General features: G+C 37.1%; 14 protein-coding genes. 5 read left to right on the top strand and 9 right to left on the bottom strand.

The features are described 5' to 3' along the window. The 3 genes from H3T57_RS03485 to H3T57_RS03475 all read left to right on the top strand — a co-directional run. The coding region (locus H3T57_RS03485; RefSeq protein ID WP_198193203.1) for a hypothetical protein at positions 1-479 on the top strand (479 nt) is incomplete at its 5' end. Continuing rightward, entirely contained in the window at positions 466-1239 is a 774-nt protein-coding gene (locus H3T57_RS03480; protein WP_198193202.1) for a hypothetical protein, read from the top strand. The genes H3T57_RS03485 and H3T57_RS03480, both read left to right, overlap by 14 nt. Positions 1240-1303: 64 nt before the next feature. Beyond that, entirely contained in the window at positions 1304-2221 is a 918-nt protein-coding gene (locus tag H3T57_RS03475; protein WP_198193201.1) for a hemagglutinin repeat-containing protein, read from the top strand. Positions 2222-2414: 193 nt separating this feature from the next. Here H3T57_RS03475 and thiL read toward each other — a convergent pair whose 3' ends face one another. The 9 genes from thiL to mutM all read right to left on the bottom strand — a co-directional run bounded on the left by thiL (position 2415) and on the right by mutM (position 12438). Continuing rightward, positions 2415-3368, bottom strand: a complete 954-nt coding sequence (gene thiL, locus H3T57_RS03470) for a thiamine-phosphate kinase (RefSeq protein WP_198193200.1) — start codon at positions 3366-3368, stop codon at positions 2415-2417. Positions 3369-3371: 3 nt separating this feature from the next. Then, positions 3372-3869: a transcription antitermination factor NusB gene (nusB, locus tag H3T57_RS03465; RefSeq protein WP_198193199.1), complete on the bottom strand. Its 498-nt coding sequence runs from the start codon at positions 3867-3869 to the stop codon at positions 3372-3374. A gap of 41 nt (positions 3870-3910) precedes the next feature. Beyond that, complete coding sequence (nrdR, locus tag H3T57_RS03460) at positions 3911-4369, bottom strand: transcriptional regulator NrdR (RefSeq protein ID WP_122123554.1); 459 nt, start codon at positions 4367-4369, stop codon at positions 3911-3913. 123 nt (positions 4370-4492) lie between these two features. Further along, positions 4493-6952: a DNA topoisomerase (ATP-hydrolyzing) subunit B gene (gene gyrB / locus H3T57_RS03455; RefSeq protein ID WP_198193198.1), complete on the bottom strand. Its 2460-nt coding sequence runs from the start codon at positions 6950-6952 to the stop codon at positions 4493-4495. 108 nt (positions 6953-7060) lie between these two features. Then, on the bottom strand, positions 7061-8176 hold the full coding sequence (gene recF / locus H3T57_RS03450; RefSeq protein WP_198193197.1) for a DNA replication/repair protein RecF: 1116 nt from the start codon (positions 8174-8176) through the stop codon (positions 7061-7063). 24 nt (positions 8177-8200) lie between these two features. Then, positions 8201-9325 carry a DNA polymerase III subunit beta gene (dnaN, locus tag H3T57_RS03445; RefSeq protein ID WP_198193196.1) on the bottom strand — a complete coding sequence of 375 codons (1125 nt, stop codon included), beginning with the start codon at positions 9323-9325 and terminating at the stop codon, positions 8201-8203. 98 nt (positions 9326-9423) lie between these two features. Further along, positions 9424-10965, bottom strand: a complete 1542-nt coding sequence (gene dnaA, locus H3T57_RS03440) for a chromosomal replication initiator protein DnaA (RefSeq protein ID WP_198193195.1) — start codon at positions 10963-10965, stop codon at positions 9424-9426. A gap of 232 nt (positions 10966-11197) precedes the next feature. After that, a complete protein-coding gene (rpsT, locus tag H3T57_RS03435) occupies positions 11198-11467 on the bottom strand; it encodes a 30S ribosomal protein S20 (protein ID WP_110437968.1) in 270 nt (89 codons plus the stop codon). 107 nt (positions 11468-11574) lie between these two features. Further along, positions 11575-12438 (bottom strand): bifunctional DNA-formamidopyrimidine glycosylase/DNA-(apurinic or apyrimidinic site) lyase, encoded by an 864-nt coding sequence (gene mutM / locus H3T57_RS03430; protein WP_198193194.1) that lies wholly within the window; start codon positions 12436-12438, stop codon positions 11575-11577. Positions 12439-12461: 23 nt separating this feature from the next. Between mutM and H3T57_RS03425 the strand changes: the two genes are divergently transcribed. Both H3T57_RS03425 and coaBC read left to right on the top strand, forming a co-directional pair. Next, positions 12462-13232 carry a class I SAM-dependent methyltransferase gene (locus H3T57_RS03425; protein ID WP_198193193.1) on the top strand — a complete coding sequence of 257 codons (771 nt, stop codon included), beginning with the start codon at positions 12462-12464 and terminating at the stop codon, positions 13230-13232. A gap of 25 nt (positions 13233-13257) precedes the next feature. Further along, positions 13258-14475, top strand: coding sequence for a bifunctional phosphopantothenoylcysteine decarboxylase/phosphopantothenate--cysteine ligase CoaBC (gene coaBC / locus H3T57_RS03420; protein ID WP_198193192.1), 1218 nt, complete (start codon positions 13258-13260; stop codon positions 14473-14475). Position 14476 lies beyond the last annotated feature (1 nt).

Here is a 14476-nt window from a genome sequence, read left to right as displayed (position 1 = left end):
CTGTCAATACAGAGCTGCCAAATATCGGTCAGGTAATTGCTGACAAAATAGCTCCACCAGTGGAAAATCCTCTCAAACCTAATAATTTACATAAAAAAGAATCAGGAAATTATACAAATGAAATAAAATTGAATAAAGAAAAAAATCAAAAAGGTAATATGTTACAAAAGAATCCGACATATGATGAGACGAATGATTTAAACAAGCTGATTGCGGGCATGACGCAGAACGTGATAGTTGGTGGATCTGGAGCACTGGCGGGTATTGCGACCTCTGGCGACAACATGTCCCTTGACGCGACAGCGGGTGGCCTGACGGCATTGAAACAGAATGCGCCAAATATAAGCAATCCGGACCTCAAACATGCGAGAAAGCCCCGTGATCAGGATGGCAGGTCCAGAAATCCGCTAAAACCCATGACCAGTTCACAGGGACAGAAAGCCTCTTCGCAAAAAGGAAACCAGAATGACAAAATCTAACTATCTTTACGGATTTGGACTATGCTTGCTACTTTCAGCCTGTGGGCCAGGGAAGTATTATTCACCTGTAAATAATAGACTGGGCACAGCCAGACCCCTATCCAAAACAAATGATGTCATCGCCGTCCTTGTGCCATACAAAATTCAAGAAATGGTTAAAAAGGCACGAAGCGATGATAAGGATTGGAGTATATTTTATAATCATACAATGGATATAGGTATGGCCAAAATATATACAGAAAATCGTCTGAAGGAATTGGGATATAGGGTTGTCAATGATGGGTTGCATCCAAAGAATGATGGTCATCCAAATGTCATTGCCTTGGTAGAGGCAAATAGAGACACGACGAAGGATGATACGGTTGTGAGAACCTATCAAACCCCTCTATTCACTGATACCAATGGAAATCCCGAGTTGTGGAAAACAAACGCGGATGTGTTTACCTATAAATATGTCGACTATAAAGTTAGACTGGTCAGACCGGCAGGAAGGGATAATGAGTTATTTAAATGTAATGTAACTCCATTAAGCACAGATTTTTGTATAGCTCCGGAGCATCCATCCAACTATGAAACAATATTTGAAGGCTTTGGTTCAATCAACACGGAAGCAAATAATTCTGCCTATATTCTTGATCATTTAACAGCGGCAGTATGGCATAATTATCCAGACATGATTGGACAGTATAAGGTTTATCTCATCAATCAGGAAAACCCTGAAATTGTTAAGGTGGAGGCAAACATTAACAAGAAGAAATAGACACGGCAGTGGTTTCCCTTGGGTGATTTAAACAAGCTGATTGCGGGCATGACGCAGATGATAATTGAATTTAACATATGATTATCACCAGACGAAGAAGTTTGGTTTCTTCACGAACGAGGCGCAATTGAGCGTGCAAATTGGCCAAAAGAACGTCACTGATAAAAAGTCGACATCCAATTCCCTGCATACGGCCAGTGACATTATCTCAACTGAGGGTAATGTCAACCTGAATGCAGGCAAGGATATCAATATCAACGGTTCCAATGTTATTGCGGGAAGGGATATCAATATGTCCGGAGATTCAGTGAACTTCAATGCGGTTCAGGATGTATTCAGGGGCGACCAGAAACATAAGGACAGCTTTACGGGGATAGGTCTGAGTGCTAGTGGCTTGCTGGCGAACCTTGCGAAGACGGGCTTTGCGGCGGCCAACACGACGGATGAGAGAATGGAGGCGCTAAACGCCGCGGACATGGCGAGCCAGGGTCTCAACGCGGGATTGGGTAAAAGCGGGATCCTGACGGGAGCGTTTGCCCATGGAGCGGCGACAGCCGTTGACTACAACCTGATAGGGATCACGGCGACCTTCACGCATTCATCGAATAAGAGTCACATGACGTCGACGACGGTCACGGATACCGGATCGACCATAAAGGCTGGAGAGAGAGTGAGTGTGAATGCGGTGAAGGATATCAAAGCCATGGCCAGCAGTATCAGCGGGAACGACGTGATATTCAATGCGGGCCGGGATATCAGCCTGGATGCGGGATACAGAACCAGTCGAAGCAAGACGACCATTTCCGGGAACAGGGAGGATATAGGGGCGAATGCCAATGTGGGGGCGCACGGGTTTGCGTTTGGAGCTAGAGGGGATGCATCGGTGAGCTGGGGCAAAACCACGACCTTTGGCAGGACGGCTATTGACACGGTCGTGAATGGAACAAACTCGGTCACCATCAATAATGAAATTAAATTGTAGAAAAATATGTTAATAGTTTTTTAATAAATAACGATTGAGTATTTATAAAAAATTAGATAATTTTATCATTAAAAATGATATGAATAATTAATGGAAATAAGTTAATAAATTATTATACAAAACGTATAATATATATTATGCCAACTCATATTTATAAAAAATATATATTTTTATCAATTAGTTCTTTAAAATTTTAAATATGACTCCAACCTAATTTTCCTAATTTGATTTCATTATCATATTCATCCAAAATGTGTATTTGACCATTGTAATATTCTATACAATAACCAATTTTTGTTAATTTGATACCAACACGTTTAGATTCTTCAAGTGCTTTATTTTCTTTGTTAACAGGTATTGTAAAAATAAGTTCATAATCATCACCGCCTGTAATATACGTTTGAAAATAATCCTTTTGAAATTTTTTAGCCTCATTTGATAATGGTATTGAATTGGTATATATAACTGCGTCAACCCTACTTTCTCGAGTTAAGTGACTAAGATCCTGTACAAGACCATCTGAAATATCCATGGCCGCTGATGCAATTTGATTTAATGATAATTCAATCCTAGGTTGAGGTATATGATAACGATCAATAAAATACTGATTGGTAGATATTTTACCATCCAAAGCTAATAAACCCATGGCAGCATCACCAATGGTTCCTGTCACCCAAATCCCGTCAGTTGGTTTAGCGGTATTTCGACGTATTGCTTGACCTTTTCTAACTTTTCCTAACATTGTTACTGATAAGGTCATATTATTCAAATTTTTTGTTGTATCTCCTCCAAATAGAGAAAGACCATATTTCTTTTGATCATGGGCCAATCCTTTTGTGAAAAGATTCATCCACTGGTGGTTAAAATATTGATCTGGTAGTGATAATGCCAATAAATATCCATATGGTTTTGCCCCCATTGCAGCTATATCAGAAATATTACATCTCAACAATTTGCGAGCAATAAGATCAGCTGGATCATTTTTGAAAAAATGGATACCTTCAGACATAGCATCCATAGTCAAAACAATTTCTTCATTTTGATTCAAAGATACTATTGCAGCATCATCTGTGAGATCAAGAGCTTCAGGGCCACTTAATTTTTTAAAATATTGATCAATAATCTGAAATTCGGGTGGCAATTCCATAAATTAGGCCTTGTTTTCCATCTCTTTCCTTAAACGGTTAGCAAGATTATTCAGAATTCCATTAATCAATACAGATTCATCACCATTACTAAACGCATGTGAAACATCGATATATTCATTGATAATAACTTTTTTTGGTGGTTCAATATTATCAAGTAAAAGTTCTGTAACTGCAGCTCTTAATATGGCTCTAATAATAGGATCCAATCGTTGAAAAGGCCATTCATTTGGTAACGATGATTTAATTATTGTATCAATTTCTGGAGATCGATGTACAAATCCCTGAACAACAGAAGTAAAAAGTGGAATGTTAGGGATATGAGTTTTACCATCAATATAAGTTTCATCATGAAAATCAGGTGAAATACGATGAATCAGAAATTGCTCTATCAATGAATTTGCAGCTTTTTCAATACCCTGTTCCCATTGAAAAATAGCTTGGACAGCTGCAATTCGGGTTAACGTTCTTGGCCTCTTTATTATATTTTTTTGGTCGCTCATTATCATCCTAAAATTAAAAAACTTATATTAATTATAATCTACTATTTTTCATGATGTTCAAGGGTAGGAAGAAGTTCGGCAAAATCTTCAATAACCTGAAAATCACAGTAAACACTGGCAAAACGTATATAGGCAACCTTGTCAATTTTTTTCAGCATTTCCATGGTTGCAGCACCTATAGATTCAGATGAAATAACATTGTCACCTAAATCAACAAATTGTTTTTCTAGTTTATTGGCAATCTGATCAATATCTGTAGCCCTAAAAGGACGTTTACGCATTGCAAGTTCGATTGAACGCACAAGCTTTTCTTTATCAAACGGAACTCTTTGTCCATTTCGTTTCAAAACCATCAAGTCTCTTGGTTGAATTCGTTCAATAGTTGTAAAACGCTGATTGCATTTAATACAAATGCGTCTACGTCGGATGGCAGTCCCGTCCTCTGTGGAGCGGCTATCCTTGACCTGGGTATCTTCATTTCCACAAAATGGACAGAACATTTTTTAACCTATATCCCTAATAAAATAATGAATGTAATAATATTTTATTAATAATAACAATAACGGATTAAAATACGGATATTAATATTCAATTTATCTTTAACTTAATAAAGTACATTGAAATCAAATATCAAGGTTTGCAACGGTCAACGCATTATCAACAATAAAATCTCTTCTTGGTTCCACAACATCACCCATCAATGTTGTGAAAATTTCATCTGCATTTTCAAGGTCCCCCACTTTTACCTGCAATAAAGTCCGTGTAGCAGGATCAAGAGTTGTATTCCAAAGCTGATCATCATTCATTTCACCAAGCCCTTTAAAGCGATTAATGGCCAAACCTTTTTTTCCGTTATTCATTAGCAATTCATATACTGAAGCTGGACCGCTCACTTTTTCATCTCTTTTATCAATGGACAAGTTTGCAGGTTCATTGAAATCAGTAATCAATTTTTGCCTGTGCTGATTAATCCAAGCAGCATTTTTACTTTTAATAATGGATAAAGGTATAGAATAAGATTCCTTGACACCTCTCACTACACGATGAATTTTCATTCCATCTTCAACACTGATTTGCCATCCTCTTTCTGATTTTGCGGATAAACTGTCAAGTCGATTTTGTAATTCCTGGCGACATTTTGGATCATTCATATTATTTTCGTTTAAAACACCGCACATGACCGCTTGTTCAAGAATCCATAAAGGTGCATATTTTTCAAAAAATCTCAAACGATGAAGTATAGATGAATAATCTTTTACATGATTTTCAAGCTCGTTTTCTCTAAGCTCTGTTCCATCGGCCAAGTACAAAGCTGTATTATTTATCGCTTTTTTCAATAGATAATCTTCAAGCGCTTCATCATTTTTTAAATATCGTTCGTCATTACCTCTTTTTGCTCTGTATAGTGGGGGTTGCGCAATATAGACGTATCCCTTTTCAATCAGTTCAGGCATCTGACGGAAAAAGAAAGTTAATAATAATGTACGTATATGTGATCCATCCACATCCGCATCTGTCATAATAACAATCTTGTGGTATCTTAACTTTTCAAGAGAAAAGCCACCTTGTTCAACATCTCCTCTACCAATACCTGTTCCAAGGGCTGTTATAAGCGTGCCAATTTCAGCAGAATTTAACATTCTGTCAAATCGTGCACGTTCAACATTCAAGATTTTGCCTTTTAGTGGCAAAATTGCTTGAAAACGGCGATCCCTTCCCTGTTTTGCAGTACCACCAGCTGAATCTCCCTCAACAATAAAGATTTCCGATTGTGCAGGATCTTTTTCCTGACAGTCAGCTAATTTACCGGGTAAGGAAGAAACGTCCAGAACGCCTTTTCTTCGGGTAAGCTCTCTGGCTTTACGTGCTGCTTCACGAGCTGAAGCAGCATCAAACGCTTTGGAAATGATTAGTTTTGCTTCTTTTGGATGGGTTTCAAACCAATGGCCAAGCATATCGGATATTGAATTCTGAACAGCGGGTTGAACTTCCGAGGATACAAGTTTATCTTTTGTTTGAGATGAAAATTTAGGATCAGGAACTTTGACAGATAATATGGCGGTCAATCCCTCACGCATATCATCTCCTATTAATCCAAGGGATCCTTTTTTATTATTATTTAAAACTTCATCCGCATATTTTCCCACTATACGTGTTAGGGATTGACGAAAACCTGCGAGATGAGTTCCACCATCCTTTTGGGGAATATTGTTTGTGAAACATAATACATGTTCATTATAGGTATCGTTCCATACCAAGGAACATTCCACTTTAATGTTGGTTTTTTCGTTATAGAAACTACCGGTAATGGGATCAATAAGGTTATTTTTCGATTTAGTTAACCATTTGACAAATTCACTTAGACCGCCCTCGTAATGGAATTCTTCCTTTATAACTTCATCTTCACGTTCATCTGTAACGATTATTTCCATACCTGAATTCAAAAAGGCCAGTTCACGTAGGCGGCGAGTTAATATTCCAAATTCAAATACAATATGCGTAAAAATTTCTTTACTTGGTTTAAAGGTGACTTCAGTACCAGTCGGTTCATCACTTGATCCTTTTTCCGTTAAGGATTGAACTGTTTCACCATTTTCGAAACGGATAAAATATTCCTTACCATTTCGCCAGATACGTACTTCCATCCATTCAGACAACGCATTGACAACTGCTGCACCCACCCCATGGAGCCCACCTGAAACCTTATAGGAATTCTGATTGAATTTTCCCCCTGCATGCAATTTTGTCAACACTACCTCAGCAGCACTTATTCCCTCTTCAGGATGAATATCAGTGGGTATGCCACGACCGTTATCCCTGACTCTTATGCTGCCATCTTTACATAACGTTAATATACACTGATCGGCAAATCCGGCTTGGGCTTCATCAACGGCATTGTCAACGATTTCAAATACCATATGATGCAATCCGGATCCATCATCTGTATCTCCAATATACATGCCGGGTCTTTTCCTAACTGCCTCCAACCCTTTTAATACAGAAATTGAAGAGGCATCATATTCATTATCACTATCATTATTTAAATGAGATGAATGAATTGAATTATCGTTAGTATTAACCATGTTCAATGGGGCTCCAGAAATAATTAAATTTATATTTATTTTTATTAAACAACAGATGGGTAATAATGCGCATAAAAGAACATTTATTTTACCAGAAAGAATAAATAATCATACTATTTTTCCATGATTCAAGTTTAAAAAATCGTAGTTTTTCTCAAAATCATAAAAATCAGATATCTCGTTCCCTGTGATAATAACAAAACTATCAATATCAAGAAGACTGGAAAGTAGAATTTTCCTATGATAGGAATCAAGATGCGTGAGTGGTTCGTCCAAAAGTAACAAAGGTTGAATTTTCTTATTTGTTTTAACTAATTCAAGCAGTTTTAATATAACACTAATTAAAATCGCTTTTTGCTGACCTGTACTCGCCATCTGCGCAGAAATATTACTTTTATTTTCAAAAAAGACAACATCCATCCGATGGCACCCTAAAGCAGTTGATCTATTCTCCGCATCTTGATCTCGATTCATTTTCCATTTCTGTTTCAGATAGTCTTCCGTTACCAAGGCAGGATGTTTCATAAGATAATCGGCAATGGAACAATTTAATTTTAACAGGGTTTCAGGAAAAGCTTTTTGTATAATATTTATTTGATTTAATTGCTGGATAAAATTAATTCTCGCTGCAGTTATAGCCACGGCATGTCTTGCCATTGATTCTTCAACTGCTTTCAGCCAATTATGATCCAACACATTTGCTGAAAGTAATTTATTTCTTTGAAAAAGTGATTTTTCATAAGCTGCCAATTCTTTGGCATAATATCCCTCCAGACTAATTATAAGTTGATCAAGAAACCGTCTTCGACCAGATGGACCTTCTAAAAATAGTCGATCCATTTGAGGTGTTAACCAAACAGCCGCAAGATAGCGGGTAATTTCATTCTGATTTTGAATTATATTGCCGTTAATCCTGTATTGTCGTTTTGATGAAAAAGGAAAACAGCCCGTAGAAAGTGTAAAATTGCTATCATATTGCTGATTTGAAAATTCACCTACTATCCCCCATCCCTGAGTCTGATTATTATTTTTGGCCAAATCTTCAATTCTTGCTTTACGTAACCCTTTACCAGGAACCAACAAGGACAACGATTCTAATAAATTTGTTTTACCACTTGCATTTGGACCGTAAGCCACGATTTTTTGGCTTGGAACAGTCCAAACAAGTCGTTCAAAATTACGGAAATTTGTTAAAGTAAGACGTTCTAGCTTCGTCATACTCATTATATAAGCATCTAAATAAGAATATTAAACCCGCATTGGCATTAATACATATAATGCAGAAGGATCATCAACATCACGAACAATTGTCGGGGCTGAATTGTCAGCAAGAATAAATTCTACCTGATTGTCAATCTGGTCGGTTATGTCATTTAAATATCGTGCTTGAAATCCAATTTCCAACGGCGTGGATTCATATTGAACTTGTGAACCGTCAAGTTCTTCCTTTGCATTGCCTTGGTCAACGCTGCTCGCAGATAAAACAAGGGAATTGTTATCCAAAGACAATTTGACAGGACGGGATCTTTCCATACTAATTGCAGCCACTCTTGCCACAGCTGTAGCAAAATCTTGTTTTCCAACCCGTAAAACCTTTGTATTGTTTTTGGGAATGACCCTTTCATATTCCGGAAATGTACCATCAATTAACTTGGACGTTAATGTGACATTTCCAAAATTTAACTGAATACGGGTATCAGCTAACATGATCTGGATATTTTCTTCCGCTTCTTCCAGCAATTTATATATTTCATATATAGTCTTGCGGGGTATTATTATACCAGGTATGTTTTCTGCACCTTCAGGCATTGTACATTCGACCTTGGCTAGACGATGACCATCAGTTGCGACAGCGCATAATTTATTTTCGTTTTCACTGTTTGTAATATGAAAATATATGCCGTTCAAATAGTAGCGCGTTTCTTCAGTTGAAATAGCAAATCTTGTCTGTTCAATAAGTTTTCTGAGCACCTCAGTTGAAATCTGAAAATTATGGGGAAAATCACCAGACGTCATGGAAGGAAATTCTTCTACATCCAGTACATTCAGGCTGGTTACATACTTGCCCGCCCTTAGCGATAATGGCATATCAATACTTGTATGGGTCAGTTCGATTATAGCACTGTCAGGCAGCTTGCGTACAATTTCATATAAAACCGAAGCCGGCGCGGTAACAGCGCCATTTTCCAATGATTCCGCTTGAATGGTTTCAACAATTGCGATTTCCATATCTGTCGCAGTTAATGTCATTTGTCCATCCTGAACCTCAATTAAAACATTGGCAAGAATGGGAATAGTATTACGTTTTTCAGCCACACTTTGAATATGCGCCAGGGCCTTAAGTAATATTGTACGATCAACCTTTAGTTTCATTAACTAAAACCTATTCAAGATATATATATAAACAATATAAAATGCTATAAATTATAATGTTTAGCAGTATTCTAAAACAAATACCATAGGAAAATGTCTTAAGTTTCCAACATTCTGCGAAGCAACTCCACATCTTCAGCAAATGCAGAATCTTTTTCCATCAATTCAGCCACTCTACTAATGGCATGCATCACGGTAGTATGATCCCTGTTCCCGAATTTTCTGCCAATTTCAGGTAATGACCTGCTTGTTAATTGTTTCGCCAAATACATTGCGATCTGTCTTGGTCGCGCAACTGCACGGGCTCGTCGGGCAGATGTCATGTCCGTTTGACGAATATTGCAGTGTTCAGCAACCTTTCTTTGAATCTCCTCAATTGTAACACGTCGTTCATGGGATTTTAAGATATCATGAAGAACTTCTTGGGTTGCTTCCAGTGTTATGGGACGTCCGAAAAGATTTGCATGTGCGATTAAACGGTTTAGAGCCCCTTCAAGCTCTCTTACATTTGTAGTAATTTTATGAGCCAGAAATTCCATTACTTTTGGTGAGATAACCACCTTGGCGGATGCCGCCTTAGCTTCTAGAATGGAAATTCTTAATTCATAAGTTGTAGCATGAATATCAGCAACCATTCCGCACCCTAATCGTGTACGCAAACGATCTTCCAGCCCCGATAAATCAGAAGGTGATTTATCGGCAGATACGATGATTTGGCGACCCGCATCAATCAAGGCATTGAATGTATGGAAAAATTCCTCTTGTGTATTGTCTTTGCCAATTAAAAACTGTAAATCATCAATCATCAAAACATCAACCGATCGCAATTCTTCCTTAAACTCTATTGTAGATTGAGAACGAATAGAGGCAATAAAACGGTACATAAATTTTTCAGCTGACATATAGGAAATTGAAATATTTCCTGCCTTTGCCAATTCAAATCCGATTGCATGCATCAAATGGGTCTTACCCAATCCTACCCCACCATAAAGAAATAATGGATTAAACCCTGTGCTTGAAGGGCATTCAGCCACTCTTCTTGAACACGCATAGGCAAATTCATTTGGTTTACCGACTATAAAATTTTCGAAGGTAAATCGTGGATCCAACTGTAAATGTAAAGGAAGCTTATCTTCTTCTTTTGCCTTATCTCCCAAACTGGTATCATTATTAATAACATTTATAGAATGGGTTTCCTTAACATGATTGAGTTTAGTATCTGATTTTTGTTGGTTTGAAAATTCTGTTTTAATATTATCTATGCCAGAATATTTTTCCGCATCGGAACTGTTTTTATGAGATAAAATTTGATCATTTTCAATTTTTGAAGCCAGTTTTAACTCTACTCGACGAATTTGAGGCAATTCAGCATGCCATAACTGACTTAACTTGTTGTTGTATTGAGCTCTAACCCAATCTCTTAGAAAACGGGTGGGTAGATATAAGGTCAGTTCATCTTCATCAATTGCGCCAAGCGTTATTTGCTTCAACCATGTACGATATTCCACCTCACCAACTTCAACCTGCAGGCGGCTACAAATACGCCCCCAATGTATTTCCAGTATTGATTTAAGCGTATTGGGGTCTGCATCCTGAAGCGATAATTTAAATTCTTGAGATTCGTTTGTGGGTTCGGACATACGTGAAGAAAACTTATTGAATATGAAAAGTAAGCAGATGTTTTATAACGGTTTCTTTAAAATACACCTCTTTTATACTTTTATAAAGTACCAAAATTTTCCTGATTATAATTTATTATTTCAACATTTAAAGTAAAAAAAACCCGATGAATGATATTCATTCGTCGGTTTTCTTTTATAAAGCGAGTTTACAGCAAAATATGTAATTTGCTGTATATATTTAAGCCAATAATTAAGCTGTTTTTAAATTCTTTATCTTTCCTGCCAAGCGAGAAATTTTACGAGCAACAGTATTTTTGTGCATAATACCTTTTGTGCATGCTCTTTGCAATTCTGGCTGTGCATGACGAAGCGCTTCAACAGCGCCTTCTTTGTTTCCTGCCAAAAGAGCTTCTTCAACTTTTTTTACAAAAGTACGAACCCGCGACTTGCGAGCCTTATTACGTTCAGTGCGTTTTAAAGTTTGACGTATACGCTTACGCGCAGATGCGATATTCGCCATGGATTTCCTGTTTGTCTATTTTCGTTTAAATGGATTAATACTACACATTAATGCATGTTATTAATAGCTTACTGTTCATACGTCAAGCGAATTATTCAATGATTTTTTCATTTTTGGCAAATTTCGCAATAAAAACTTGAACGCCCTGCCTGAACCGCTCTTTTTATAACTGTTTTTCTTCCCTTTTGTAAACAGCAATTGCACAATTCGCCTTCTTTTCCATAAACATTCCATTGCATTTGGAAATAACCTTTTTCACCATTTGAATGAACATAATCACGCATACTAGATCCTCCCGCCTCGATCGCTTTAAGCAAAATGGATTGAATGGACTGAATCAATAACAGAATTTCTTGTCTTTTTAATTCACACGCACTTTGAAAAGGTGAAATTCCAGCAAGAAATAAAGATTCACAAACATAGATATTACCTAACCCAGCAATAACACGTTGATCAAGCATTGTATTTTTAACAGATTGTTTTTTAAGTTTAAATTTTTCATGAAGATAATCACATAATATCGTCTGGTGAGAGGAAACGTTAATCCCTGTGTCGGGCAAAGGTTCAGGTCCCATCATTTTTAAAAGATTATGTATCGTATTTGTTGGAAACAAATCTATTATTCCAAAACGCCTTGGATCTATAAACTGAAGACATTCACCTTCATGGGTTAATATCGTTAGATGTTCGTGTTTTTGTTTTTCATAACCTGATCCAGAAGGTTGCACGATAATTTTTCCAGACATTCCCAAGTGAAATAAAACGGTCAATCCGTTGTTTAATTCCATTAAAATATATTTGCCACGTCTATTAAATTTTACAATTCTGGTATTTGCCAAGCATGTTTCTAATGTTATAGGTATAGATTGACGTAGGTTAATTCGATGGCGTTGAACGCTTTGGATTGTATGATTAGTCAATTTTTCTTCCAATCCACGTCTAATTATTTCTACTTCGGGCAATTCTGGCATAATTTTTTCTGAAAATTAATCGTATGAAAAATAATAATGATACCGCTTTTCAATCCAACGAACATATTACCGATTTTGGATTTCGACAAGTTAATGATAAAGAAAAATCTTCAATGGTAAAGGCTGTTTTTGATAGTGTCGCACAAAAATATGATATAATGAATGATTTAATGTCATTGGGCATTCATCGGGTTTGGAAACAGATATTTATTCAAGAGCTGCATCCCACCCCCAATTTAACATTACTTGATTTGGCTGGAGGTACAGGGGACATAAGTTTCGGTTGGTTAAATCGTGGAGGTGGCACAGTTTTTTTAACAGATGTTAATTACAGTATGCTTCATATAGGTCAGGAACGTGCACTTGACCGTGGATATGTGGACAATATCCATCTTTTTTGTGTTGATGGGGAGAAAATTTGTTTGCCTGATCGATCTGTTGATCGTGTAACTATTTCATTTGGCTTGAGAAATTGTACACACAAGAATCAAGTTCTAGAAGAGGCACGACGGGTATTAAAACCGGGGGGAAGATTTTTATGTCTTGAATTTTCCAAATTGATCATTCCCTTTTTACGCCCTCTATATGATGCATGGTCTTTTCAGGTATTGCCACGTATAGGTCAAATTATTGCCAAGGATCGTGATAGCTACCAATATCTGGCAGAAAGCATTCGTACTTTTCCAGATCAGGAAACACTTAAATCCCTGATGGAACAGGCTGGATTGGAACGTGTTACTTATCAAAACCTTTCCGGTGGTATAGCAGCAATCCATTCAGGTTGGCGCATATAATTAATTACAATTTGAAAAAAATTCCATGACACCCAAAAACATTTTACTTATCATTTCTGGAGGAATAGCAGCCTATAAAGCTTTAGAACTCATAAGTTTATTTCGCAAAAATCATCATAATGTAAAATGTGTTTTGACGCAATCAGGGACTGAATTCATCACTCCCCTATCTTTGCAAACCTTAAGTGGCAATGAAGTTTATCAAGATTTATTTTCATTGACCCAAAATCATAATATTGAACATATTTCATTAACCAGAGAAGCGGATCTCATAATTATCTATCCCGCCTCTGCCAATTTGATTGCAAAAATTGCCTTGGGTATTGCCGATAATCTTGCCAGCACTATTATTTTAGCCGCTCCACCAACTATGCCTGTTCTTATTGCTCCGGCAATGAATGTTCATATGTGGGAAAATCCTATTACACAAAATCATATACAAACACTTAAAGAAAGAAATATGGTCATTGCAGGACCCGTAAAAGGAAAGATGGCCTGTGGAGAGTATGGTTATGGACGCCTTATCTCTCCAGATAAATTTACAGATCATATTCGTAATATCTTGGCGCCTGATCGCCCCTTGGAAGGCAAGAAAGCACTTGTCACAGCTGGTCCAACTTTCGAACCGATTGACCCTATCCGTTTTATAGGTAATTATTCATCAGGCAGACAAGGTTATGCCATCGCAGAAAGCTTACGAAATGCTGGTGCAGAGGTTACCCTGATTTCAGGACCCGTATCACTATCACCACCTGACAATATAAACATTGTAAAAATTAAGACAGCTAATGAAATGCTAGATGCATGTCTTGCACATTTACCTGTAGATATGGCTGTTATGACTGCTGCAGTTTCTGATTGGCGAGTCAGGAATGTTGCCAAACATAAAATCAAAAAGACAGCGGATATTTTCCCACCAATTCTGGAAATGGAAATCAATCCTGATATTCTTGCAAAAATTTCTCAACTTAAAAATAATCGTCCAAAACTTGTTATCGGATTCGCAGCGGAGACTGAAAACCATTTAAAAAATGCAGTTGATAAAAGAATACGTAAAGGTTGCGATTGGATAGTTGTTAACGATGTCCAATCTTCAACAAATATCATGGGGGGCTCAGAAAATGAGGTGACAATTCTGTCATCCTCTGGTAAGCAGCATTTTGAGAGAGCCAGTAAAAAAAAGATTGGATATCTTTTGACGCAGGAAATCATTACATTTTTCAAATCAGAAAATAGGGGGTAAT

It is taken from the genome of Commensalibacter sp. W6292M3 (assembly GCF_016101315.1).
Taxonomy (GTDB): Bacteria; Pseudomonadota; Alphaproteobacteria; order Acetobacterales; family Acetobacteraceae; genus Commensalibacter; species Commensalibacter melissae.
This window is presented reverse-complemented; position numbering and strand designations above follow the sequence as displayed.

Excerpts from the sequence above, each read along its gene's own strand:
- dnaN (WP_198193196.1), bottom strand. The coding sequence starts at position 9,325 with ATGAAACTAAAGGTTGATCGTACAATATTACTTAAGGCCCTGGCGCAT.
- gyrB (WP_198193198.1), bottom strand. The coding sequence starts at position 6,952 with ATGGTTAATACTAACGATAATTCAATTCATTCATCTCATTTAAATAAT.
- dnaA (WP_198193195.1), bottom strand. The coding sequence starts at position 10,965 with ATGTCCGAACCCACAAACGAATCTCAAGAATTTAAATTATCGCTTCAG.
- H3T57_RS03425 (WP_198193193.1), top strand. The coding sequence starts at position 12,462 with ATGAAAAATAATAATGATACCGCTTTTCAATCCAACGAACATATTACC.
- coaBC (WP_198193192.1), top strand. The coding sequence starts at position 13,258 with ATGACACCCAAAAACATTTTACTTATCATTTCTGGAGGAATAGCAGCC.
- rpsT (WP_110437968.1), bottom strand. The coding sequence starts at position 11,467 with ATGGCGAATATCGCATCTGCGCGTAAGCGTATACGTCAAACTTTAAAA.
- recF (WP_198193197.1), bottom strand. The coding sequence starts at position 8,176 with ATGAGTATGACGAAGCTAGAACGTCTTACTTTAACAAATTTCCGTAAT.
- H3T57_RS03480 (WP_198193202.1), top strand. The coding sequence starts at position 466 with ATGACAAAATCTAACTATCTTTACGGATTTGGACTATGCTTGCTACTT.
- nusB (WP_198193199.1), bottom strand. The coding sequence starts at position 3,869 with ATGAGCGACCAAAAAAATATAATAAAGAGGCCAAGAACGTTAACCCGA.
- nrdR (WP_122123554.1), bottom strand. The coding sequence starts at position 4,369 with ATGTTCTGTCCATTTTGTGGAAATGAAGATACCCAGGTCAAGGATAGC.
- mutM (WP_198193194.1), bottom strand. The coding sequence starts at position 12,438 with ATGCCAGAATTGCCCGAAGTAGAAATAATTAGACGTGGATTGGAAGAA.
- thiL (WP_198193200.1), bottom strand. The coding sequence starts at position 3,368 with ATGGAATTGCCACCCGAATTTCAGATTATTGATCAATATTTTAAAAAA.